This is a genomic window from Streptomyces axinellae (assembly GCF_039532135.1).
Classification (GTDB): Bacteria; Actinomycetota; Actinomycetes; order Streptomycetales; family Streptomycetaceae; genus Streptomyces; species Streptomyces axinellae.
On record NZ_BAAARJ010000004.1, the window covers coordinates 102403 to 126855 of the forward strand.

Sequence of the window (24453 nt, forward strand, 5' to 3'; positions counted from 1 at the left end):
GGCAGCTCACAGTCCCCAGCCTCCGTCATGCGCAACGGCCCCATGCACTGAACAGTCCGTACGGAGTACAGGAGCGATGCGCTGCGACTCGCGTGCCCACAGGCGTAGCGTCTGCATCACCCCGCACAGCCCCTCACCTAGGCGATCCACGTGAGTCCCTCCCCCTCTGCCGACACGCGGCCCCGGTCCCGCGAGCCCGGCGCGTACCGGCTGGTGCGCGCCCTCGGGGACCCGGTCGGATTCCCTGCCTCTGACGCGGCCCAGCGCGCCGTGGTTGACCACACGGGAGGGCCCCTCCTGGTCCTCGCGGGCCCTGGCACGGGCAAGACGAGCACCCTCGTCGAGTCCGTCGCCGCACGGGTACGGGAAGGTACCGACCCCGAACGCATCCTGGTACTGACCTTCAGCCGCAAAGCCGCCGTGGACCTGCGCGACCGGATGGCCGCCCGGCTCTCCCCGGAGACACCGACAGGCGCCCCGCAGGCGACGACCTTCCACTCGTACTGCTACGCACTGGTGCGCGCGCACCAGGACGCCGACCTGTTCGCCGAGCCGGTCCGGCTGCTGACCGGGCCGGAACAAGACCTCCGCATCCGCGAACTGCTGGCGGGCCAGCTCGCACTGGAGCGGCGGGGGCGCGCCTCGGTGCGCTGGCCCGACGAACTGCGCGCCTGCCTGACGACCAGGGGCTTCGCCGACGAGGTCCGCGCGGTGCTCGCCCGGAGCAGGGAGCTGGGGCTGGGCCCCGAGTCCCTGGACGCCTTCGCCCGCCGTGCGGAACGGCCCGACTGGAGCGCGGCGGCGGGCTTCCTCGCCGAGTACCTGGACGTGCTGGACGGCCAAGGCGTGCTCGACTACGCCGAACTCGTCCACCGGGCCGTACTGCTCGCCGAACGCGAAGAGGCCGCCGCCGGCCTGGCCGACGCCTACGACGCCGTCTACGTGGACGAATACCAGGACACCGACCCCTCCCAGGTGCGGCTGCTGCGCGCCCTCGCCGGCGGCGGCGCCAAGACCCTGGTGGCCTTCGGCGACCCCGACCAGTCCATCTACGCCTTCCGTGGTGCGGATGTGAACGGCATCCTCGGCTTTCCCGACAGCTTCCGGCAGTCGAGCGGCGCCCCCGCGCCCGTCCGCGTGCTGCGCGTCCACCGCCGTTCTCGCGAACGGCTGCTGGCCGCCTCCAGGGAACTCACGGCCCGGATGCCGCTCACCCGGCTCCCCGCCGCCGCCGTACGCGCCCACCGCGCGCTCACCCCCGTGCGGCCCGGCGGCCGGGTGGAAGCCTTCACCTATCCGACGGCCGGCGCCGAGCTGGACAACATCGCCGACATCCTGCGCCGGGCCCACCTCGAAGACGGCGTCCCCTGGAGCGAGATGGCCGTCCTGGTGCGGGCGGGAGGGCGCTCCCTGCCCGTCGTACGGCGCGTCCTCACAGCGGCTGGGGTCCCCGTGGACGTGGACGGCGACGACGTGCCCCTGCGCCACGAGCCCGCCGTCGCCCCGCTGCTGACCGCGCTCCGGGTGGCCGCGCGCGGAGCGCTCGCCGAGAGCGGGGCCGCGCCGGAGGACCGTCCGGATGCCGCGACGGCGAGGGAAGACCGTCCGGAGGGTCAGCCGGAATGTGCCGGGGCGACCGGGGAGCATCCGGACGGCGCCGGGGCGGCGCAGGACCGTCCGGAGAGTGCCGAGGCGGCCGGTCACCGGGACGGCGGGGAGGCGGCGCAGGAGTATCCGGAGGGCGCCGAGGGGGCCCGGAGCGGCCCGGGGGGCGGGCCGCGGGCGGTACTCGACACCGAGACCGCGCTCACCTTGCTCACCTCCCCCCTCGGCGGTATGGACGCGGCCGACCTGCGCCGTCTGGGGCGGGCCCTGCGCGAGGAGGAGCGGTCCGCGGGCGCCCGGGTGCCGCGCCCCTCGGACGTGCTGCTCGCCGAGGCGCTGGCCGAACCGGAACGGCTGGTCGCCCATACCCCGGCCCCGGGCCCGTCCGGCTCGTTCGCACCATCCGGTGCGAGTTCCCAGGGGCAGGGCGCACAGTGGCTCGGGCTGCTCCTGCGCAAGACCCGTGAGCTGCTCGCCGGCGGCGGCACGGCGGAGGAGGCGCTGTGGGCCCTCTGGGAGGGCACCTCCTGGCCCGCGCGGCTGGAGAATGCCGCGCGCAGAGGCGGCCCCGGCGGGCGCAACGCGGACCGCGATCTGGATGCCGTCTGCTCCCTGTTCGCCGCCGCGGCCCGCGCGGAGGAACGCACCGGCGGCCGGGGCGCGCTCAACTTCCTGGAGGAGCTGGAGGCTCAGGACATCGCCGCCGACACCCTCGCGCCGCGCGCCGTGCGACCGGATGCCGTCCGGCTGATGACCGCGCACCGCTCCAAGGGCCTGGAGTGGCGGGTGGTGGTCGTCGCCGGGGTCCAGGAAGGGCTGTGGCCGGACCTGCGACGGCGCGGCTCGCTCCTGGAGGCCGACCGCATCGGCCGCGACGGCATCGCCGAACCGCTCTCCGCCGGCGCGCTGCTGGCCGAGGAGCGACGGCTCTTCTACGTCGCCGTCACCCGCGCCGGAGAGCGCCTGGTGGTGACGGCCGTCCGGGCCCAGGCCGAGGACGGGGACCAGCCCTCCCGCTTCCTGACGGAGCTGGGGGTCGAACCCAAGCCGGTCGGCAGCCGTCCGCGCCGCCCGCTGTCCGTGCCCGCGCTGGTCGCCGAGCTGCGCGCCACCACAGTCGATCCGCACGCCTCGCCCGCGCTCCGGGAGGCGGCGGCCCGCAGGCTGGCCAGGCTCGCCGCCGAGCGGGACGAGGAAGGCTATCCCCTGGTGCCCGCAGCGCACCCGCAGCGCTGGTGGGGACTGGCCGAGCCCACCCGTTCCCAGGTGCCGCTCCGCGACCGGGACGAGCCGGTCGCCCTCTCCGGGAGCGCGCTGGAACAGCTCGCGCGTACCTGCTCGTTGCAGTGGTTCCTCGGCCGGGAGGTCAAGGCAGAGGAACCGGCGACGGCCGCCCAGGGCTTCGGCAACGTGGTGCACGTACTGGCCGACGAGGTGGCATCCGGCAGCACCCCGGCCGACCTCTCGGTGCTCATGGAACGCCTGGACGCGGTCTGGGACGGGCTGGCCTTCGACGCCCCGTGGAAGTCCCGTCAGGAGAAGGAGAGCGCGCGGGCGGCGCTGGAGCGCTTCTTGCGCTGGCACGTCATGGAGCGCGGTGAGGGGCGCGAGCCGGCGGGCAGTGAACACGGTTTCGAGGTGACCCTCCAGGCGGGCGAGCACACCGTCCGGGTCAGGGGAAGCATGGACCGCGTGGAGCGCGACGGCCAGGGTCGGGCCTACGTGGTCGATTTCAAGACCGGCCGGGCCCGCCCCACGGGCCCCGAAGTGGAACGCCACCCGCAGCTCGCCGTCTACCAGCTCGCCGTGCGGGAAGGCGCGGCCGACTCCCTGTTCGACGGCGAGCGTCCCGAGCCGGGGGGCGCGGAGCTGGTGCACCTGCGGCTCGGCGCCGCCCAGCGGGACGGCGGCGACTCGTTGCCCGTGGTGCAGCGGCAGGAGCCGCTGACGGCCGCGGCGGACGACCCGGCATCCGGTACGGGCCGGGAGAGCCCGGATGACCCGGCATCCGGTACGGCGGAACCCGGCGGCGGGGGAGCCGCCCCGGAGCCAGGCGGGGACTGGGTGGGCGAGCTGCTGGCCACCGCCGCCGGCCGGGTCCTGGACGAGCGCTTCACCCCCAGCCCCGGCCAGCACTGCCAGCACTGCGCCTTCCGCTCCGCCTGCTCCGCGCGCCCGGAGGGCCGCCAGATAGTCGAGTAGGCCCACGGGCCCCCGCCCCCGGCTCCAGCCGCCCCGCCGGGGCCCGCCCGCCCCACCGCACGGCACCTCACCGCACCGCGTCCGCCCGCCGTCCGCCTCCTCAGCAGCCGCTTTGTCCGACCCCGGGACGCGCTGTCAGCCACGACCGCTAGCGTCTCTGGAGTGCCAGCACAGCTCAGCGACCCCGGACAGCTCAAAGAGCTGCTCGGTATCCCGTTCACCCCGGAGCAGACGGCCTGCATCACCGCGCCGCCCGCGCCGCAGGCGATCGTGGCCGGTGCGGGGTCCGGCAAGACCACCGTCATGGCCGCGCGGGTGGTCTGGCTGGTCGGCACCGGGCAGGTCGCGCCCGAGCGGGTCCTCGGGCTGACCTTCACCAACAAGGCGGCGGGAGAGCTGGCCGAACGCGTCCGCAAAGCGCTCATCCGCGCCGGGGTCACCGACCCCGACCCGGCCGACCCCGACGAGGCGCCCGGCGAGCCCCAGATCTCCACGTACCACGCCTTCGCCGGGCGGCTGCTGAGCGATCACGGGCTGCGGCTCGGCATCGAGCCCACAGTGCGGCTGCTGGCCGACGCCACCCGGTTCCAGCTCGCGGCGAACGTGCTGCGGGCCGCCACCGGCCCCTTCGACGCCCTCACCAAGTCCGTGACCGCGCTGGTCGAGGACCTTCTGGCCCTGGACGCCGAGCTGTCGGAGCACCTGGTCACCCCCGCCGGCCTCCGCGCGCACAACGCCGGGCTGCTGGACCGGCTGGAGGGCGTGCGTCTCACCAACGACAAGCTGCGCAAGGTCCCCAGGGCCGCGCTCGCCCGCGACGAGCTGCTCGGCCTGGTCGAGGAGTACCGCTCGCGCAAGCGTGCGCACGAGCGCATCGACTTCGGCGACCAGATCGCGCTCGCCGCACAGCTCGGCCGGATACCCGAGGTCGGCCGCGCCCTGCGCGAACAGTTCCCGGTCGTGCTGCTGGACGAGTACCAGGACACCTCCGTGGCCCAGCGGGTGATGCTCGCCGCGCTCTTCGGCGGGGGCACGGGCCACGCCGTCACCGCCGTCGGCGACCCCTGCCAGGCCATCTACGGCTGGCGCGGGGCCTCCGTCGCCAACCTCGACGACTTCCCGCGCCACTTCCCGCACGCGGACGGCACCCCGGCCGCCCGCCAGTCCCTCAGCGAGAACCGGCGCAGCGGCGGCAGGCTGCTCGACCTGGCCAACGGCCTCGCCGCCCCGCTGCGCGAGCGTCACGAGGGCGTCGAGGCGCTGCGCCCCGCACCCGGCGCCGAGCACGAGGGACGCGTCAGGGTCGCGCTGGTGGAGACCCAGCGCGAGGAGCTCGCCTGGCTGGCCGACTCCCTCGCCCACCTCGTACGGACCGGCACCCCGCCCGGTGAGATCGCCGTCCTGTGCCGTGGCGCCGGAGACTTCGCCGAGATCCAGGGCGCACTGGTGGAGCGGGACGTGCCCGTGGAGGTCGTCGGGCTGTCCGGGCTGCTGCACCTGCCGGAGGTCGCCGACCTGGTCGCCGTCTGCGAAGTCCTCCAGGACCCGACCGCCAACGCGTCCCTCATCCGATTGCTGACCGGGCCGCGCTGGCGCATCGGCCACCGCGACCTTGCCCTGCTCGGGCGGCGCGCCGCGCTGCTCGTACAGCACCAGCGCGGCCGGCCCGACGACGACCCCGACCAGCGGCTCGCCGCGGCCGTCGAGGGCGCCGACCCGGCCGAGCTGCGGTCGCTCGCCGACGCGCTGGACACCTTCCTGGAGGCCCAGGGGTACGAGGACGAGCTGCCCTTCTCGGCCGAGGCCAGGGTGCGCTTCGCGCGGCTCGCCGCCGAGATCCGCGACCTGCGCCGCTCGCTGTCCGACCCGCTCATGGACGTACTGCACCGCGTACTGGCCGTGACCGGCCTCGAAATCGAACTGGCCGCCTCCCCGCACGCGGTGGCAGCCCGGCGGCGCGAGACCCTCGGCCAGTTCCTGGACATCGCCGCGGGCTTCGCCTCTCTGGACGGCGAGGCCACGCTGCTGGCCTTCCTCGGCTTCCTGCGCACCGCTGTGCAGTACGAGAAGGGCCTGGACAGCTCGCTGCCGGGCGGCGAGAACACGGTCAAGGTGCTGACCGCGCACAAGTCCAAGGGTCTGGAGTGGGACGTGGTCGCGGTGCCCGGCCTGGTCGCCAAGCAGTTCCCCAGCGAGCAGGCCCGCGACTCCTGGCTGACCCAGCCCAAGGTGCTCCCGTACGCGCTGCGCGGTGACGCGGAAACCCTCCCCGGGGAGCCCGAATGGAGCGCCAAGGGCATCAAGGACCACGAGAGCGCGCTGCGCGCCCACCAGGCCACCGAGGAACTGCGCCTGGGCTATGTGACCTTCACCCGCCCACGCGGCCTGCTGCTCGGCTCGGGCCACTGGTGGGGGCCCTCCCAGAAGCGTCCGCGCGGACCCTCCGCCTTCCTGGAGGCGCTGCGCGCCCACTGCGAGGACGACCCGGCGCACGGCGAGGTCGAGCACTGGGAGCCGGCGCCGGAGGAGGGCGCGGAAAACCCCGCACTGGATGCCGCGTCACAAGACAGCGTCTGGCCCCTCCCCCTGGATGAAGGCGCTTTCGCGATGCGCCGCGCCGCCGCCGACCGCGTACTGGCCCACCTCGACGGGACGTCACCCGCGGACGGCCACAGGAATGGCCGTATGGACGGCCACCAGAGCGGGCACGACGAGGCCGGACACCGGGAGGAGCCACTGGACGGGCACCCGGACGACCCCCCGGCAGGGCCCTCGGAGGGGTCCTCGCCGGGACCTCCGGACGGGACGGCCGCCCACGAGCCCGGCGAGCTGACCCCCGAAGAGGCCCGGCTCGCCGATACCTGGGACCGCGATCTGGAAGCCCTCACCGGCGAGCTGCGGCGCTCTCGCGCGACAGTGCGCGAAGTCCCGCTCCCCAGGACACTGAGCGCCTCCCAGCTGCTGCGCGTCGCCGCCGACCCCGAGGGCTTCGCCCGTGAGCTGGCCCGCCCCATGCCGCGCCCGCCCCAGCCCGCGGCCCGCAGAGGCACCCGGTTCCACGCCTGGGTGGAATCCCGCTTCGAAGAGCTGACCTTGCCCATGCTCGGCCCCGACGAGCTGCCCGGCTCCGACGGCGAGGGCCCCGACGGCAGCGAACCGCCGCGTATCTCCGACGAGCGCGACCTGGCAGCCCTCAAGGAGGCGTTCGAGCGCACCCCGTACGCGCACCGGACCCCGCACCGCGTCGAGGCGCCCTTCCAGCTCGCGCTCGCCGGCCGCGTCATCAGGGGCCGTATCGACGCCGTCTACCGCGACAGCGCACCGGATGGTGGTGTGACGTTCGACATCGTCGACTGGAAGACCGGCCGGGACCAGGACGCCGACCCCCTCCAGCTCGCCGTCTACCGGCTCGCCTGGGCCGAGCAGGCCGGAGTGCCGCTCTCCCGCGTCAGCGCGGCCTTCTTGTACGTACGCAGCGGCGATGTGGTGCGGCCCGACAGCCTCCCGGACCGCGCCGCACTGGAGCGGCTGCTTGCGGACGGCCATCCGGACAGCCCGTGAGGCGGCCATCCGGATGAAGGCCGAAAGTGTCCGGCCCGATAGGCTCGCAGATATGAGCACCACCCCGGCTCCCCCGGACAGCGCAGTCCGGACCTTCATCCAGAACCACCGTTCCGCCTTCCTCGCCGACTTGGCCGCATGGCTGCGCATCCCCTCCGTCTCCGCAGACCCGGGGCGCGCGGGCGAGGTGCGGCGCAGCGCCGAATGGCTCGCAGGCAAGCTGCGCGAGACCGGCTTTCCCGCCGTCGAGATCTGGGAGACCCCAGGGGCGCCCGCCGTCTTCGCCGAGTGGCCCTCGGGCGACCCCGGGGCCCCGACCGTGCTGGTCTACGGTCACCACGACGTCCAGCCCGCCGCACTCGGCGACGGCTGGCACAGCGAGCCCTTCGAGCCCGTCGAGCGGGATGGCCGCCTCTACGCGCGCGGCGCCGCGGACGACAAGGGGCAGGTCTTCTTCCACACCCTGGGCGTGCGCGCACACCTGGCCGCCACCGGCCGCACCGCCCCCGCCGTCAACCTCAAGCTGCTGATCGAGGGCGAGGAGGAATCCGGTTCGCCGCACTTCCCCGCGCTGGTGGGTGCGCATGCCGAGCGCCTCGCCTGCGACGTCGCCCTCGTCTCCGACACCGGCATGTGGGACCGCGAGACGCCGACGGTGTGCACCGGCATGCGAGGGCTCACCGACTGCCAGATCGACCTGTACGGCCCCGACCAGGATGTGCATTCCGGCTCCTTCGGAGGCGCCGTGCCCAATCCGGCCACCGAGGCCGCCCGGCTCGCCGCCGCGCTGCACGACGAGGACCACAAGGTCACGCTCCCCGGCTTCTACGACGGCGTCATCGAGCTGACGGACGAGGAGCGGGCACTCTTCGCCGAGCTGCCCTTCGACGAGGACGCCTGGCTGCGCACGGCCCACTCGCACGCTCCGCTCGGCGAGGAGGGCTACACCACGCTGGAGCGCGTATGGGCCCGCCCGACGGCCGAGGTGAACGGCATCGGCGGCGGCTATCAGGGCCCCGGCGGCAAGACCATCGTCCCCGCCCAGGCCCAGCTGAAGCTGTCCTTCCGCACCGTCGCCGGCCAGGACGCTGACAAGATCCAGCAGACCGTTCGCACCTGGGTCGCCGAACGGCTTCCCGCGGGCATCCGGCACGAGATCATCTTCTGGGGCGCCACCCGCCCCTGCCTCGCCCCGCTCGGCCACCCGGCACTCCAGTCGGTCACCCGGGCCATGGGGCGTGCCTTCGGCACCTCTGTGCGCTTCACGAGAGAGGGCGGCTCGGGTCCGGCGGCCGACCTCCAGGACCTGCTCGACGTCCCGGTGCTCTTCCTCGGCATCTCCATCCCCTCGGACGGATGGCATGCGCCCAACGAGAAAGTCGAACTCGACCTCCTGTTCAAGGGGGTCGAGACGACCGCCTACCTGTGGGGCGACCTCGCGGCACACTGGAGCGCGGACTGAACCCGCACGCCCTCCCCGTACGCCCCCGCACCTCGCGCCCCGCATCCGCCCGCGATCCCCGTCGCCCACCGCCGACCCGCACCCGCTACCGCGAAACAGATTCCGTCACCTGCCACCGTCACCCGCCCCACGGGCCGGCCGACACCGGGCAGGGAAGCCCTACATCAGGGGGAGTAGAAGCCGAAGTGACCACCTCGACCGACCGAACCGCCCTCACCGCCGCAGACCGCCCCGTCAGCCTGACCAGCACGGGAGGCATCGACCGTGCGTCGCACCACCGGATGGACGAGGCTTGGCTGGCGGCGGCGTGGAGCCACCCGACCACGCGTGTCTTCGTGGTCTCGGGCGGCCAGGCACTGATCGAGGACAAGGAGGACGGCACGACCGAGCTGGTCATGATGCCGTCCTTCGACGCCCCCTTCACCGAGGCCCACCGCTACTTCCTGGGCATCGACAAGGACGGCGTGCGCTATTTCGCGCTCCAGAAGGACTCCCTGCCCGGGAGGATGGACGAGATCGCCCGCCCGGCCGGGCTGCGCGAGGCGGGCGTCCTGCTGTCCGACCGCGACAGCGAGCTGATGGTGCACGCCATCGGCCTGGAGAACTGGCAGCGCACCCACCGGTTCTGCTCCCGCTGCGGTGAGCGCACCGCCATCGCGGCGGCCGGGCACATCCGCCGCTGCTCCGCCTGCGGTGCCGAGCACTATCCGCGCACCGACCCGGCAGTGATCATGCTGGTCACCGACGAGCAGGACCGGGCCCTGCTGGGCCGCCAGGTGCACTGGCCCGAGGGCCGCTTCTCGACGCTGGCGGGCTTCGTCGAGCCGGGAGAGTCCATCGAGGCCGCCGTTCGCCGCGAGGTCGCCGAGGAGGCGGGCGTCGCGGTCGGCACCGTCGAGTACGTGGCCAGCCAGCCCTGGCCCTTCCCCTCCAGCCTGATGCTGGGCTTCATGGCACGCGCCACCTCGCCCGAGATCCAGGTCGACGGCGACGAGATCGAAGACGCCCGCTGGTTCTCCCGCGACGACCTGCGGACCGCGATCGAAACCGGAGAGGTGCTCCCCCCGGCGGGGATCTCCATCGCGGCACGCCTGGTGGAGCGCTGGTACGGCCGGCCGCTCCCGCAGCCCGGCCGCGGAGCGGCCTGACGGCCCCGGCCCGCCGGAGCACCACCTCAACGGCGAGGCGGCACCACGTGCGCGAGGGCGCGACTGCCCCTCACAACGAACGAGCGCGGCGCCCGGCCGCCCTTCGCAGGGACCCTCGGGGCCCCTTCAGGGTGGGCCGGGCGCCGCGCTGAGCACGCGGAGAACCGACAGCCGGACAGTGGCCCGGCGGTCAGGCTCCGACCTTCTCCTTGACCTGCGCCAACGAGGGGTTGGTCAGCGTCGAACCATCGGGGAACAGCACGGTCGGCACGGTCTGGTTGCCGCCGTTCGCCTTCTCCACGAAGTCCGCCGACTCGGGGTCGTGCTCGATGTTGATCTCGGTGTACGCGATCCCCGCGCGGTCCATCTGGCCCTTCAGCCGACGGCAGTAGCCGCACCAGGTGGTGCTGTACATCGTCACAGTGCCCGCCATCAATCCAGTGCTCCTTCGTCTCGGCAGTGCGATGGGACAACGCGCGAGGGTGCCCAGCCATTCCCGGCCTGGGACCGGCCCCGGGCCCCGCTCCGGTCCCAGGCCCAGGCGGGCCAGGCCCTGCCCCGGGGCCACTCGTACGACAAACCGATCCGGCTGTGGACAAGCCACTCGGGGCCCTTGAGCGACCTGGCAGCATAGCGGGGTGACAGCAGCAACGGACTCCACTCTCTTCCCGCAGGCCCCCGACTCCCCGGACGCCGTGCTCGAAGGGCTCGACCCCGAGCAGCGCGAGGTGGCGACGGCCCTGCACGGTCCGGTGTGCGTCCTGGCGGGCGCCGGCACCGGCAAGACGAGAGCGATCACCCACCGGATCGCCTACGGAGTCCGCGCCGGGATCCTGCCTCCGGCCGGCGTGCTCGCCGTCACCTTCACCAACCGCGCCGCCGGAGAGATGCGCGGCCGGCTCCGCCAGCTGGGCGTCACCGGAGTACAGGCCCGCACCTTCCACTCCGCCGCGCTGCGCCAGCTCCAGTTCTTCTGGCCGCGCGCCGTCGGCGGAGAGCTGCCGCACCTGGTGGAGCGCAAGGCCCAGCTCGTCGCCGAGGCCGCCACTCGCTGCCGTCTGAGGCTGGACCGGAACGAGCTGCGGGATGTGACGAGCGAGATCGAATGGTCCAAGGTCACCCAGACCGTACCCGAGGACTATCCGGCAGCCGCCGCCAAGTACGCCCGGCAATCCCCCCGCGATCCCGCCGAGATCAGCCGCATCTACGCCCTGTACGAGCAGCTCAAGCGCGAGCGCTCGGTGATCGACTTCGAGGATGTCCTGCTGCTGACCGTAGGAGTCCTCCAGGACCGCCCCGACATCGCCGAGACCGTGCGCGGCCAGTACCAGCACTTCGTGGTGGACGAATACCAGGACGTGAGCCCCCTCCAGCAGCGCCTCCTGGAGTTGTGGGTCGGCGAACGAGAGAGCCTGTGCGTGGTCGGTGACGCCAGCCAGACGATCTACTCCTTCACCGGCGCCACCCCCGACCACCTCCTCGACTTCCGCTCCCGCCACCCCACCGCGACCGTCGTCAAGCTGGTCCGCGACTACCGCTCGACCCCCCAGGTGGTCCACCTCGCCAATGGATTGCTCGCCCAGGCCAGCGGCCGTGCCGCCGAGCACCGGCTGGAGCTGATCTCCCAGCGTCCGGCCGGCCCCGAGCCGGTCTACGCCGAGTTCGGCGACGAGCCCGCCGAAGCGGAAGGCACGGCCAGGCGGGTCCGTGACCTCATCGGTGCCGGCGTCCCGGCCAGCGAGATCGCTGTCCTGTTCCGCATCAACGCCCAGTCGGAGATCTACGAACAGGCGCTCGCCGACGCGGGAGTGCCCTACCAACTCCGCGGGGCCGAGCGCTTCTTCGAGCGCCCCGAGGTGCGCGAGGCCGGAGTCGCCCTGCGTGGCGCCGCCCGCGCCGGCGGCAACGACGCCATGCTCGACGACGCCGTGGACCTCCCCTCCCAGGTACGCGCCGTGCTGGGCACCAAGGGCTGGAACCCCGAGGCCCCGGCCGGCTCCGGCGCCGCCCGCGACCGCTGGGAGTCGCTGGCCGCGCTTGTGCGGCTGGCGGTGGACTTCTCCGCGGCCCACCCCGAGGCGACGCTCTCGGACCTGGTGGGGGAGCTGGACGAACGGGCCAAGGCCCAGCACGCCCCCACGGTCGAGGGCGTCACCCTCGCCTCCCTGCACGCCGCCAAGGGCCTGGAGTGGGACGCGGTCTTCCTGGTGGGCCTCACCGACGGAATGCTGCCCATCACCTACGCGAAGACCGACGAGCAGATAGAGGAGGAGCGCAGACTGCTGTATGTCGGCATCACCCGGGCCCGCCGCTCCCTGACCCTCTCCTGGGCGCTGGCCCGCTCCCCGGGCGGCCGTGCGAACCGGCAGCCGAGCCGCTTCCTGAAGGGCCTGCGCCCCGGCTCTTCGGGCCCGGCCCCGTATGGAAGAGCCGGCGGCAGCGGCAGTGTGACCGTCGGAGGCGGCGTCGAGCGCGGCAGCGGGCCCGGCCGCACACGCGTACCGCGAGCCCCGGCCCGGTGCAGGGTCTGCGGACGCTCACTCACCGCCCCCGGCGAGGTGAAGCTCATGCGGTGCGAGGACTGCCCCTCGGAGCTGGACGAGGTGCTGTACGAGCGCCTTCATCAGTGGCGCTCGGAACAGGCCAAGTTGATCGGCCAGCCGGACTACTGCGTCTTCACCGACAAGACGCTCCTCGCCATCGCCGAGGCCGTCCCCGACAACGAGGCCGCACTCTCCCGGATCTCGGGCGTCAGAAGCCGCAAGCTCCAGCAGTTCGGTGCGGACGTCCTCGCCCTGTGCGCCGGGGAGAAACTGGACGAACCACCCCAAGGTGACGCCTAGACCCCTCGGGTCTGTCAGTACCACGGGGCTCATTCGCCTCTGTCACAGAAGCTGTGACAGAAAGCCCCGGAAAATAGTTTGCGCGGGCCGTCCAGGGCCTCATAGCCTTCCGGGCATGGAGAGGGGCGGGCCTTTTCGCTCCGACCCCATCCATGCTGTACTTAGTCCTGAACATGTGCGGATCGGCTTCACGGCCGGTCCCCGAGACGCCGAGAGGAGGCGGAGACCAGTGAGCGCAATGACGATGAAGATCAAAATGACCGATCACTCGGTCATTCGCGCCTGCCTGCTCGGCTCCCGCCTCCACGGCACCGGTGTGTCCGGCGTCGTCCCCGGCGGCAATGAGCGACCGATCAAGGCACCCGCGGTAGCAGCAGAGCAGGCACAGGCACGGGCCTTTGCCTTCAGTGCAGCGGCCAACGGTGCCGGCGAGGGACGCCAGAAGACGCAGCGCTACACGATGTGGGCCTTCCGTGGGCTCGAACCCTGGAGAGATCCAGCCTGATCGGCAGATCAGGTCGGCACCTTCCAGGGCCGCGGAACCCACACCGGGATCCGCGGCCCTTCTGTTTGCCCCGACCGGCCACCAGCCGGACCGACAAGACAAAACAGACACCGACAGACGAGGAAGAACCGACAGTGCACACCGAGACGCACTCCCAGACGCTGCGCCCCGCGCCTTCTCTGCCGCCCGATGCCACCACGGAGGACACCTTGACCGCCCCCCAGATCACCCTCACCGAACTCGACGACGCCATCGAGCGCCTCGGCGTCGATGTTCCGTGCCGCTCCTACGACCCCGAGGTCTTCTTCGCCGAGACCCCGGCCGACGTCGAGTACGCCAAGTCCCTGTGCCAGACCTGCCCCCTGCGTGAGGCATGCCTCGCCGGTGCCAAGGACCGCCGCGAGCCCTGGGGCGTCTGGGGCGGCGAACTGTTCGTTCAGGGCGTTGTGGTTCCGCGCAAGCGCCCGCGTGGGCGTCCGCGCAAGAACCCGGTATCGGCATGAGTTCCCCCCGCCAGGGATCGCTCAACCGCCGACCCGCGGCCGGAACGATCGACAACCCGTCGGCGCTGGAACCACGCACGCGCCACCTCACGAAGCAGGACCCGACGATGGCACCCATCCACGAGACCACAGCACGCACTCGCTCAGACGCGACGATCGTCCGTCAGAACAGGACCCGCGAAATGCAACTCTTGCCAGAATCTTTGGCCAGGGCCCAGATACAAGACCGGATGCAGGAGGCCGAATCCGAACGGAGGGCGCTGCACGTGTTGACCGCGCGGCGCCTCCAGCGCCGGGCCGAACGTGCCACGCGCCGCGCGAGGCGCGCACTCGCGATGGCCGTCATGCAGTGACGAAGCACCAGCACGAACCAGTAGGAAGTACGAGCACAAAGCATGAGCACGAAGTGTTCAGCTTGCCGGGCGACGGCGTGAGGTAGAACCGAGCCGCATCCCGAGGTGACAGTGCCGTATCGGAGAGCCGGGGCCCCGTGCCCCGGCTCTCCGCCGTTCGATGCCCGGGGCCGGGTGAAGGTGTGTCTTCCCGTAGGGCGCGGCCTCGGCCGGGACTCAGGCGGAGGTCTCCTCGTAGGCCGGCTCGTCGGGCTCCTCCCGGCTTTCGGCCCCGACTGCCTCTTCCGGCTCGTCGGGGGCGAATCCGGGAACCCAGGTCTCCATTTCGTCCCGCATCCGTACCGTGGCCCCCAACTGGCACAGCACCCCGATCGTGCTCAACGTCACGCGGTGGATCAGCAGATACGAGGGCGGCAGATTCAGCTGGCGGCCCAACTGGTGGGCGGGGGAGCGAGGGTCGGCTATGCGGGCTGCCTGTTTGCGCATCCACTCCCTGCTGAAGGTGAACTCCTCGACGCATGCCGGTTCGACGATGGGCAGCAGGTAGTCGCGAACCTCGTCCGGATCCAGCTCTATCCGCTCCCTGACGAAGCCCTCCTCGCGCAGCAGTTCATACGCTGCCTCCGCTTCACCGTCCAGCGTCATCCGCAATACCGTGCCGATCGTCGAGGGCAGGCCGGCGGGCAGCCGGTCGACGGTGCCGAAGTCCATCACTCCCAGCCGCCAGCGCTCCGGTGCTTCATGCCCGTCGGTGACCAGACGGAAGTTGCCCGGGTGCGGGTCGGCGTGCAGCAGGCCCGTGCGCACCGGGCCGGAGAAGAGGAAGCGGCTCAACAGCTCACCCGCGCGGTTCCGCTCCTCCTCGCTGCCGTCCGTTATCACCGCCGACAGCGGCGTGCCCTCCAGCCACTCGGTGACCAGCACCTCGTCGCTCTGGTGCACCACACCGGGCACCAGCACGTCCTCGTCCCCGGTGTACTCCGCCGCGTAGGCGCGCTGGGCCTCCGCTTCCAGCGCGTAGTCCAGCTCCTCGGTGACGCGGTTGTGCAGCTCGGTGATCAGCGGCTTTATGTCCATGCCCGGGATGAGCGGCCCCAGCAGCCGGGCGAAGCGGCCCAGTTGGGCGAGGTCGGTGACCAGGGCCTCGCCCGCGCCCGGATACTGCACCTTTACCGCCACCTCGCGGCCGTCGTGCCAGACCGCGTGGTGCACCTGGCCTACGGAGGCGGCGGCAGCGGGCTTGTCGTCGAACTCTTCGAAGAGCTCAAGCCACCCCTGTCCCAGTCGCTCTTCCAGCACCGCGTGGACCGTTCGGGTCGGCATGGGGGGTGCGGCCTCTTGGAGGCGGGTGAGTGTCGCACGGTAGGGGCCTGCCAGTTCATCGGGCAGCGCGGATTCGAAGACCGAGAGGGCCTGGCCGAACTTCATGGCCCCGCCCTTCAGCTCGCCCAGCACCTTGAAGAGCTGCTCGGCGGTGCGCTGCTGGAGTTCGTGGCCGACGAGATCGGCGGAATACCCGCCGAGGCGCTTGCCAAGCCCCCAGGCGGAGCGGCCGGCGAAGCCCAGCGGCAGGGCGGCCAGCTTGGCCGTACGTGTCACCGCCTTGCGGGGAAGATCAGACATGCGTCCCTCCAACTCCCAGACAGCTCAACCGAGGACAGCACCGAGGACGGCGGCTACTCGGTCATTGTGGCGTGCGTTCGATGATTCTCTGCGTCGCCGGGTGCGGCACCCACCGAAGCGGCACCGCATGGGCACTCGGGATGGGTGCGGAACTGCTCGGTGTCGGGGAGCAGATGTGGCAGCGCGAAGCGCAATCGGTAGCCCGCCGCGCAGCCGCCGTCCCCGTCGAGAAAGCTCAGCGCATACGAAGCGGTCGCTCCCGCCACCATCGTTGCCAGTGCGGTGTCACAGGCCGGCACCCCCGCGCGCCGTCTGCTCGCTGTGCGCCACTGGCCCACCAGCATCGGCCAACTCGGCTCCCGCTCCGCCCGGGTGCGCAGCAGACACTCCGAGCACGGTGACGAGCCAGGGAGCACCAGCGGGCCCACCACACCCGTGGCCTCCACGACTCCGCCGTACAGATGGGGCGTCCCCGCAGCCATGAAGCACTGGGCCGCGGCAGGGTCGGGCGCATAGGCGTCCAGTCCGTCGCGAGGCGCGATGACCACCAGGCTGACCTCGCTGCGCGACCTGCCCTGCCAGGCGCGGGCTGCGCGCACCACACCGCGCGCAGCCGCATCCCTGCGTGTGCCCACCCGGTCCGCCGGGATGCCCCCTGGCGCGGTGTCCCACTCCTCCACGGCGCCGCCGTCGATCACATCCACCTGGCCGACCCCGGCTGCCGAGAGCGTCGCGGCCACGGCCATGCCGACCCGGCCCGCTCCCCGCACCTGCACCTGGGCCTCGCGCCGGGCCGCCAGCCTGCGGACTCCGCCGCCCGGCTCGCGGTGGACCACGGACAGGGAGGCGAGGTCCGGACGCAACCGGTCGCCCACACTCGCCGCCGCCTCCCGGTTCGCCGTCGCGTCGTCCAGTACCCCCGACCCCGCCAGCCGCTCGATCAGCCTGTCCGGGATCTCCGGGGCGAGGCCGAGCCTGTCGGCCTCCACACGGAGGCGGTCCAGGCTGCGGGTGCCGTCCATCAGTTCCATGAAAGCGGCGGTCGCGTCGCTCACCGGGCCCAGCAGCACCGCGTGTGCGGGAGCTACGCCGTACTGCACCGTCTGCCGGTCACGCCAGCCACGCCGCAACGCGGGCTTGATCATTGGATGCACGCTTCCCCCTGGCTTTGCTCTCGATCACTGCTGACAGCATGCGGGGACCTGACATTTGCCGGTCGGGAGTTATCCACAACCAGCCGCATTAGTCGTATAACTGCGGCCTCCGATCGCCGATGTCCACCCGCAGCCCGCAGCCCGAAGACCGCCGTCCCTGGGGCCCGCACAGTCCGCAGCGTCCCAGCGCGGACCCCGCGCGCCTGCCGAGCGCCCCCAGCACGAGCGCCCAGTGCGAGCGCCACGTGCGCCCCCAAATGCGACTCCGCTCCCGCTTTTCCGGGGCTCTCCAGGCTCTTCTCCCCTTTCCGCCTCGAACCAGCCTGGAGGCGGGACTTCCCCGGGCGCACCGGGTAACGTCGGGGGGTGTCCGCCGACCCGCTGAACAGCACTCGCCAGAGCGCGGTCGAGGTGCGCCGTAGCGCGCGCCGACGCCGCACGGTCTCCGCCTACCGCGAAGGAGACCGCACCGTTGTCCTGCTTCCGGCGCGCATGTCCGCGGACGAGGAGGCCCGCTGGGTCGGGGTGATGCTCGACAAGCTCGCGGCGCAAGAGAGCAAGCGGATGCTGCATGACAGCGATCTCGCGCGGCGTGCGGCCGAGTTGTCCGAGCAGTATCTCGACGGGCGCGCGCGACCCGCATCGGTGCGCTGGGTCACCAATCAGAACACGCGCTGGGGCTCATGCACCCCCGCCGAAGGGAGCATCCGGCTGTCCCATCGGCTACAGGGCATGCCCGAGTACGTTGTGGACTATGTGCTGCTGCACGAGCTGTCGCACCTGCTGGTACCGGGGCACGGGCCCCGTTTCTGGCGGCTCCTGGACGCGTACCCGCGCACCGAACGCGCGCGCGGCTTCCTGGAAGGGGTCGTCGCAGCCGAACGGCTGCCGCACCTGCCTCACCTTCCGCAGGTCACCGACGAGGGCTGACTCGCGCGCTAAGGCCGACCGTGCCCCCAGCGCGCCGGGAAGAGCACCGTCCGTCGGGACGGCGCCCCCCGGCTGTCTTGAGAACCATCCGTCCTGTGCTGCCTGTGCTGCCCTGACTCGCCTGTGCCGACAGGCCGTGGCCGTCCGACAACCCCATTCGCGCGGCCCCGGAGCTTCCCCGAAGCTTCCTCGGGCTCTGCTCAGGACAGCACGAGCGCGCGGGCCCCTTCCGTAAGGCGGACGACCGATTCGTCGGCGACCTCGGCCACTTCGGAGAAGCCGAACCAGCGCAAGTCGAGGGACTCGTCGCTGATCCTTTCCCGTACGCCTGGCGGTGCCAGAGCCGCGTACTGCACATCCAGGTGCCAGGCGCAGGGAGTGTGGTGCCGATCCAGCCTGACCGGGCCGCCGGGCAGCAGCGTCAGTCCCGCGATGCCGGACTCTTCCGTGGCCTCCCTGAGAGCCGCCTCGGCCAAGGTGGCGTCACCCGGCTCGCAGTGGCCGCCCATCTGGAGCCACATGCCGAGCTTGCGGTGGAGGGTCAGCAGCACCCTCGCGCCATCCGGATCGACGATCAGCGCGCTCGCGGTGACGTGCCCCTGGGAGCACGCCTTCCACATGGCGTCCGGATGCTCGTCGATATGGCGCAGGTACTCCTGCCTCAGCCGCTCCTGGCCCGGGTCGTCCCCAGCAGGTGACCACGCGCGCAGCACGCCCGCTGCGTCCGCCCGAAGGACGGTCGATTCCCTTTCGGGGCCGGGGTTCGAAGGGGCGCTCACTTCTTCCCTTCGCCCTCGTCGCCACTGTTTTCGTCGTCAGGGGACTCGGGCGACTTGTCCAGCTTCGGGCCGCTCTCCTCGCTCTTGGAGCCTGGTTCGGAGCCTCCCTGGGAGCCGCCGCGCTCCGGCGCCGGGTCCCCGCTCTGAGCCGCGGCGTCACCCAGCATCCGGTCCAGCTCGGAGAAGTCCGGCTGCTCGCGGTGCACGAACCCGTCCGGGTCGTCCAAGTCGGCTGCCGTGGGCAGCATGTCCGGATGCTCCCAGAGCCCGTCGCGTCCCTCGGTGCCGCGAGCTTCGGCCAGCGAGGCCCACAGCCGGGCCGCGTCGCGCAGCCGCCGGGGGCGCAGCTCCAGGCCGATCAGCGTCGCGAAGGTCTGCTCCGCGGGGCCGCCGGAGGCGCGTCGGCGGCGCAGGGTCTCGCGCAGCGCGGAGGCGGACGGCAGGTGCGGCTCGGCAGCCGCGTGCACGACGGCGTCCACCCAGCCCTCGACCAGGGCCAGCGCGGTCTCCAGGCGGGCGAGTGCCGCCTTCTGCTCGGGGCTGTCCTCGGGCTGGAACATGCCCTGCTGAAGGGCCTCCTGCAGCTCTTCGGGGCGCTGCGGGTCGATCTGGCCGACGACGTCCTCCAGCTTGGCCGTATCGACCTTGATGCCGCGCGCGTACCCTTCGACGGCGCCGAACAGGTGCGAGCGCAGCCAGGGCACGTGCGCGAACAGCCGCTGGTGTGCCGCCTCCCGGAGCGCGAGGTAGAGCCGCACCTCCTCCAGGGGGACGCCCAGGCCCTTGCCCAGCGCCTCGATGTTGCGCGGCAGCAGCGCGGCCTTGCCGACGGGGCCCAGGGGGAGGCCGATGTCCGTCGAGCCCACGACCTCACCGGCGAGTACGCCCACGGCCTGCCCGATCTGGGTGCCGAACATGGCGCCCCCCATGGAACGCATCATTCCGAGCAGCGGGCCGGCCATGGCCTGCATCTCCTCGGGGAGCACGCTGCCCATGGCGGCGCCTACGCGCTCGGCGACCGGGTCGACCAGGTCCTTCCAGACCGGAAGCGTCGCCTCGACCCACTCGGCGCGGCTCCACGCCACGGCCGCCCCGGACCCGGAGGGCAGTGACGTCACCCCGTCCAGCCACAGGTCGGCCAGGCGTACGGCTTCCTCGACGGCCGCCCGCTCGGCGGGGCCGACAGAGGCGTCCTTGGAACCGTCCTGCGCGCCCGCCGCGACCGTCTGCCGCGCGATGTCCTTGGCCATCTCCCAGTTCACGGGGCCGCCCTCGTAGGACAGCATCTGGCCGAGCTTCTGGAAGGCGGCGCCCAGGTCGCCGGGGTCGAGCTGGCCCTGGCCGCCGCCCAGTGACCCGAACATCGCAGCCAGCGGGTTGTCGGCGGGGCCGGAGCCCTTTCCGCCGCCGAAACCGAACGGGTTCGACGGCTCGCCGCCCTGCTTCTTCTTGCCGTCGTCCCCGTCCTCGGGCTCCTCGGGAGGTACGCCGAATCCGAATGGGGTGTCACTCACGGTTTCCTCGGCTCTGTCTCGTCGGACGGTGTGGTCGGTCCCTGAACGATATGCATCGTCCTGGAGGCGATCTGCGGGCTCTGCCTCCAGCCTAGACACCAGTCAGGCAGGATGGAGCCTGCGCACCTCGTACCAGAAACAACCACTGGAGACGCCCGGTGAGTTCCTCCGAGTCCCACGTTCGCGCAGCGCGAACCCCTACCGTCGCCGTCACCGGCGCAGCCTCGGGCGTCGGCGCGCTGCTCACCGAGCGGCTCGCGGCCTCCGAGGAGATCAAGCAGGTCATCGCCCTCGACGAGCGCCGGGGCGAGGTCAGCGAGGCCCAGTGGTACGCGCTGGACGTCCGCGATCCGGCGATCGCCGACCGGCTGCGCGGCGACGGGGACCCGGTGGACGTCGTGGTCCATCTCGCGCTCGATCTCGATCTGGAAACCGATCCGGCCGCCCGTACCGCCTACAACGTGCGCGGCACCCAGACGGTGCTGACCGCCGCGGCGGCGGCCGGAGTGCGGCGGGTGGTGCTCTGCACCTCGGCCATGGTCTACGGGGCGCTTCAGGACAACGATGTACCGCTGGCCGAGGACGCCGAACTGCGGGCGACGGCGGACGCGACCGGGGTCGGCGACCTGCTGGAGATCGAGCGGCTCGCCCGCCGCGCACCCAGGGCGCACCCGGGGCTGAACGTCACCGTCCTGCGGCCCGCCGTGCTGGTGGGGGCCGGTACGGATACGGCGCTGACCCGCTATTTCGAGTCGCCGCGCCTGCTGGTGGTGGCCGACTCCAGACCCTGCTGGCAGTTCTGCCACGTCGAGGACCTGGTCACGGCGCTGGAGTACGCGGCGCTGGAGAAGGTCGAGGGGGAACTGGCGGTGGGCTGCGACGGCTGGCTGGAGCAGGAGGAGGTGGAGGAGCTGACCGGTATCCGGAGGATGGAGCTGCCCTCCAGCGTCGCTCTGGGCGCGGCCTCCCGGCTGCACCGTCTCGGGCTCACTCCGTCGCCCGCCGGCGACCTCGCGTACACGATGTACCCGTGGGTGGTCAGCGGCAGCAGGCTGCATGAGGCGGGCTGGCGTCCGCGCCGGACGAACGAGGAGGTCCTCGCCGAGCTGCTCGAAGAGGTCTCCGGCAGGCACACGGTCGCGGGCCGGCGCCTGGGCCGCACGGAAGCGGCCACGGCGGCGGGGGCGGCGGGTGCGACGGTCGCGCTGCTGGGCACGGCGGCACTCGTCCGCAGGGCACGCAAGCGGCGCGGTCTGTGAGGCGGCCCGGGAAGTGTTCCGGAACCAGGGCAGACAGGGCAGCATGACCGGCATGGCACACACGTACGACACCGCAGGAGACTCCCGGCATCCGGACGAGCAGCAACGTTCCCGGCATCCGGACCAGCAGCGGCGCTCCGGCGATCCCGTCGGGCGACCGCGTCCCGATCATCCGGGCGAGCGTGCGGCGCGGGACCCCATCCGGCTGCTGGACGTGCGCGAGACGCCGCTTACCGTGGACGAGGTCTTCGCCGCCGTGGGGGACGACGCGGCGGGCGGGACGGCGCTTTTCGTCGGCACGGTACGTGATCACGACGGTGGCACCGATGTCGCCCGTCTGGGCTATTCGGCGCACCCCAGCGCGCGGGAGGAACTGCGGAAGGTGGCGGAGCGGGTCGCCGCCGACCATCCGGTACGAGCGCTGGCGGCGATCCACCGGGTCGGGGACCTCGAAGTAGGGGATCTGGCCGTTGTCGTGGCCGTCTCCTGTCCGCACCGCGCCGAGGCGTTCGACGCCTGCCGCCGGCTCATCGACGAGCTCAAGCACCAGGTCCCGATCTGGAAGCACCAGACCTTCTCCGACGGCACCGAGGAGTGGGTGGGCGCCTGACGGGGGCGGTGCGCGCAGCCTCGGGGGAGTGCGGGAGCACGCCGCCTGGGGCCGATTGCCGTACAGCGGAGCCGCCGAGTGGTGGGTTTGATTCCGGTTGCGTAACCGGTCCCCGGCGCCGACCGTTGTGCCTGAGACGGTTAATCTGCTCATCGGGCGGTCTACCAGCCGGACCGATGGGATGTGCGTACGAGGGGTCGGGAGGTCTCGATGGCGGCTCTTGCCTGGTTGCTGATTCCGGTTGCCGCCGTTGTCGTCGCGAGCCTGTGGGGAAGTTGGGCGGGCCGCCGGCGCACCACCACGCCGGACGCCGCGGGCGTGGCCGGATACGAGCGATTCCGTGCAGCCATGGAGCGCTCCAACGAGGAGGTTCTGACCTCCGCTCGGGCAGGGACCCGACCGGACGCGGAGCAACCGGCCCGGACGGGCGACTGACAGACCTGTCCCGTACTGTCGTGCCATGCCTCGCCGCACCGCGACTCTGCTCGCCTCCACACTGCTGCTCATAGCGCTGCTCTGTGCCGGAGTGCTCATCAAGGTGCCCTACGCCGAGATGTCACCCGGACCCACGGTGAACACGCTGGGCAAGCACGACGGGGATCCGGTGCTGAACATCAAGGACGAGCCGGGCCACAAGGGCGAGCCCAAGCAGTACCGCGCCTCCGGCCACCTGAACATGACGACGGTCCGGGTCACCGGCTCGGAATACCGGATGAACCTCGTCGAGGCGGTATCCGGCTGGTTGCGTCACGACGGGGTGGTCGTCCCGCACTCGACGCTCTATCCGGACAACAAGTCCGCCCAGCAGGTCGATCAGGAGAACGCGGAAGAATTCAGCGCCTCGCAGGAGAGCGCGAAGGTCGCGGCCCTCAAGGAGCTGAAGATTCCGGTCAGTTCCCATGTCGTCGTCAGCTCGGTCCTCAAGGGCGGCCCGGCGGAGAAGAAGCTGCACGGAGGCGATGTCGTCACAGCGGTGGACGGCAAGCCGGTGGGCGAGCCGGAGAGCGTCGCCGAGGTGGTGACACAGCACAAGCCCGGACAGAAGACCACCTTCACCGTGATCCCCGCAGCAAAGGCCGCCGCCTCGCAGAAGAAGGGGCAAGAGCCCTCTCCCAAGGACGCCAAGAAGGTCACGCTCACCACGGAGAAGGCCAAGGACGACGGTAGGGCCGTGGTCGGTATCCAGCCCGGGGCCGGCCACTCCTTCCCGTTCGAGATCGACATCAAGCTCGCGGACATCGGTGGCCCCAGCGCCGGACTGATGTTCGCGCTGGGCATCGTCGACAAGCTCACGCCCGCCGACCTGACGGGCGGAAAGTTCGTCGCGGGGACGGGCACCATAGATGACAAGGGCAAGGTCGGCGAGATCGGCGGCATCCAGATGAAGACGGTCGCCGCGCGGGCCAAGGGGGCGAAGTTCTTCCTGACCCCCGCGGGCAACTGCCCCTCGGCGGCCAAGGACAAGCCCGGCGGCCTGACACTGGTGAAGACCACCTCGATACACAACGCGCTGGACTCGCTGAAGAAGATCCGCAGCGGCAAGACGGACCAGCTCACCCAGTGCAAGCCGGGCTGACCAGAGGAGCCGCCCGGCCCGTCGAACCGCCCCGCCCGCCGGCTGTCGGCCCGACGAGGCGCCAGGAGCCGGACGCGGCACCGTCCCTGGTGCCGCCCCCGGCGCTCGTTCCCGGCCGCTCACGCGTCAGGCGTCACGCCCTCGCGTCCCGGGCCGCCCCGCGCCCCCGCGCTACTCCTCGAAGGTCGCCGTGAGCGCCTCCGCGAGGCCCGGTACGAGGTCGGCCCCCGTCAGCACCTCCGTGGCCGTGTCCTTCTCGCGCAGCCGCAGCGCCGATTCGCGCTCCCCGCTCCGCAGCACGGCGACAGTCATCCGGACCTCGCGGCGCTCGGGATGCCCGGCGACCCAGGTGGCCAGCCCGCCCTCGTCCAGGTCCTCGGGGACGGCCGCTTCGGCGGACGGCGGCAGCATCAGCCGCTCCACGGTGACGGCACAGCCATCGACCGCCCCCGGCCAAGCGATCGTTCCCAGGAACTCGTCCAGAGGCGTGCCGGCCGGCACCTCCTCCTGCTCCACCGGGGTCAGGGACGAGGTGTCCGCGCCGTTGGAGGCGTCATCGGCCAGTCCCAGCTGTCCCGCGAGGCCGGGCTCCTCGGCGCGCAGCCGTGCGGTGTTCACCAGGGCGAAGAGTCGTGCGGGCTGGTCCCAGCCGAGCCCGGAGGTGTATTCATCGATCTCCAGCACCGCGCGGGTCAGCGGTCCGGAGGCGAGTGGGGTGCCGTCAGAGGGGAGGTTGTTCATGCTCATATCGTGCAGCCTTCGACCCCGGAAACGGGAACTGAGTAAAGCTTGAGTAAGTTGCATAAGTGGGCCTTACGATGCGGGC

18 protein-coding genes are annotated in these 24453 nt (G+C 72.1%); 12 read left to right on the top strand and 6 right to left on the bottom strand.

Translation table 11 applies throughout. The features are described from left to right. The first annotated feature begins 144 nt into the window (after positions 1-144). From ABD339_RS06950 to nudC, 4 genes are all read left to right on the top strand, one after another. Positions 145-3807, top strand: coding sequence for an ATP-dependent helicase (locus ABD339_RS06950; protein ID WP_425575929.1), 3663 nt, complete (start codon positions 145-147; stop codon positions 3805-3807). Positions 3808-3969: 162 nt separating this feature from the next. Further along, positions 3970-7368, top strand: coding sequence for an ATP-dependent helicase (locus ABD339_RS06955; RefSeq protein WP_344563278.1), 3399 nt, complete (start codon positions 3970-3972; stop codon positions 7366-7368). A 52-nt stretch (positions 7369-7420) separates the two neighbouring features. Next, a complete protein-coding gene (locus ABD339_RS06960) occupies positions 7421-8830 on the top strand; it encodes a dipeptidase (RefSeq protein WP_344563280.1) in 1410 nt (469 codons plus the stop codon). A 185-nt stretch (positions 8831-9015) separates the two neighbouring features. Further along, positions 9016-9978 carry an NAD(+) diphosphatase gene (gene nudC, locus ABD339_RS06965; RefSeq protein WP_344563282.1) on the top strand — a complete coding sequence of 321 codons (963 nt, stop codon included), beginning with the start codon at positions 9016-9018 and terminating at the stop codon, positions 9976-9978. 190 nt (positions 9979-10168) lie between these two features. On the opposite strand, the gene ABD339_RS06970 is transcribed toward nudC, so the two are convergent. Beyond that, positions 10169-10411, bottom strand: a complete 243-nt coding sequence (locus tag ABD339_RS06970; RefSeq protein WP_344563284.1) for a mycoredoxin — start codon at positions 10409-10411, stop codon at positions 10169-10171. A 205-nt stretch (positions 10412-10616) separates the two neighbouring features. Here ABD339_RS06970 and ABD339_RS06975 point away from each other — a divergent pair, with 205 nt between their 5' ends. From ABD339_RS06975 to ABD339_RS06990, 4 genes are all read left to right on the top strand, one after another. After that, positions 10617-12821, top strand: coding sequence for an ATP-dependent DNA helicase UvrD2 (locus tag ABD339_RS06975; RefSeq protein WP_344563286.1), 2205 nt, complete (start codon positions 10617-10619; stop codon positions 12819-12821). Between the two features lie 238 nt (positions 12822-13059). Continuing rightward, the gene (locus ABD339_RS06980; protein ID WP_344563779.1) at positions 13060-13326 is read left to right on the top strand and encodes a hypothetical protein; all 267 of its coding nucleotides are present in this window, start codon (positions 13060-13062) and stop codon (positions 13324-13326) included. Positions 13327-13460: 134 nt separating this feature from the next. Continuing rightward, positions 13461-13829: a WhiB family transcriptional regulator gene (locus ABD339_RS06985; RefSeq protein WP_344563288.1), complete on the top strand. Its 369-nt coding sequence runs from the start codon at positions 13461-13463 to the stop codon at positions 13827-13829. Continuing rightward, complete coding sequence (locus ABD339_RS06990) at positions 13826-14182, top strand: hypothetical protein (protein ID WP_344563293.1); 357 nt, start codon at positions 13826-13828, stop codon at positions 14180-14182. The genes ABD339_RS06985 and ABD339_RS06990 overlap by 4 nt, the downstream gene beginning before the upstream one ends. Positions 14183-14398: 216 nt before the next feature. Here the strand turns inward: ABD339_RS06990 and ABD339_RS06995 are convergent, their stop codons facing one another. Continuing rightward, positions 14399-15805 (bottom strand): ABC1 kinase family protein, encoded by a 1407-nt coding sequence (locus ABD339_RS06995; RefSeq protein WP_344563297.1) that lies wholly within the window; start codon positions 15803-15805, stop codon positions 14399-14401. A gap of 53 nt (positions 15806-15858) precedes the next feature. Next, entirely contained in the window at positions 15859-16950 is a 1092-nt protein-coding gene (locus ABD339_RS07000) for a ThiF family adenylyltransferase (RefSeq protein WP_344563299.1), read from the bottom strand. Positions 16951-17325: 375 nt separating this feature from the next. Between ABD339_RS07000 and ABD339_RS07005 the strand changes: the two genes are divergently transcribed. Beyond that, complete coding sequence (locus ABD339_RS07005) at positions 17326-17889, top strand: M48 metallopeptidase family protein (protein ID WP_344563301.1); 564 nt, start codon at positions 17326-17328, stop codon at positions 17887-17889. 200 nt (positions 17890-18089) lie between these two features. On the opposite strand, the gene ABD339_RS07010 is transcribed toward ABD339_RS07005, so the two are convergent. Together ABD339_RS07010 and ABD339_RS07015 are read right to left on the bottom strand one after the other, a co-directional pair. Further along, positions 18090-18668 (bottom strand): NUDIX hydrolase, encoded by a 579-nt coding sequence (locus ABD339_RS07010; protein WP_425575912.1) that lies wholly within the window; start codon positions 18666-18668, stop codon positions 18090-18092. Beyond that, a complete protein-coding gene (locus tag ABD339_RS07015; RefSeq protein ID WP_344563303.1) occupies positions 18665-20182 on the bottom strand; it encodes a zinc-dependent metalloprotease in 1518 nt (505 codons plus the stop codon). The genes ABD339_RS07010 and ABD339_RS07015 overlap by 4 nt, the downstream gene beginning before the upstream one ends. 158 nt (positions 20183-20340) lie before the next feature. On the opposite strand from ABD339_RS07015, the gene ABD339_RS07020 reads away from it, so the two are divergent. From ABD339_RS07020 to ABD339_RS07030, 3 genes are all read left to right on the top strand, one after another. Beyond that, on the top strand, positions 20341-21441 hold the full coding sequence (locus ABD339_RS07020) for an SDR family oxidoreductase (RefSeq protein WP_344563305.1): 1101 nt from the start codon (positions 20341-20343) through the stop codon (positions 21439-21441). Between the two features lie 43 nt (positions 21442-21484). Beyond that, a complete protein-coding gene (locus ABD339_RS07025; RefSeq protein ID WP_344563307.1) occupies positions 21485-22051 on the top strand; it encodes a molybdenum cofactor biosynthesis protein MoaE in 567 nt (188 codons plus the stop codon). A gap of 460 nt (positions 22052-22511) precedes the next feature. Continuing rightward, the gene (locus ABD339_RS07030) at positions 22512-23627 is read left to right on the top strand and encodes a YlbL family protein (protein WP_344563309.1); all 1116 of its coding nucleotides are present in this window, start codon (positions 22512-22514) and stop codon (positions 23625-23627) included. 171 nt (positions 23628-23798) lie between these two features. On the opposite strand, the gene ABD339_RS07035 is transcribed toward ABD339_RS07030, so the two are convergent. Continuing rightward, complete coding sequence (locus ABD339_RS07035; RefSeq protein WP_344563311.1) at positions 23799-24368, bottom strand: PPA1309 family protein; 570 nt, start codon at positions 24366-24368, stop codon at positions 23799-23801. Between the last annotated feature and the right edge of the window lie 85 nt (positions 24369-24453).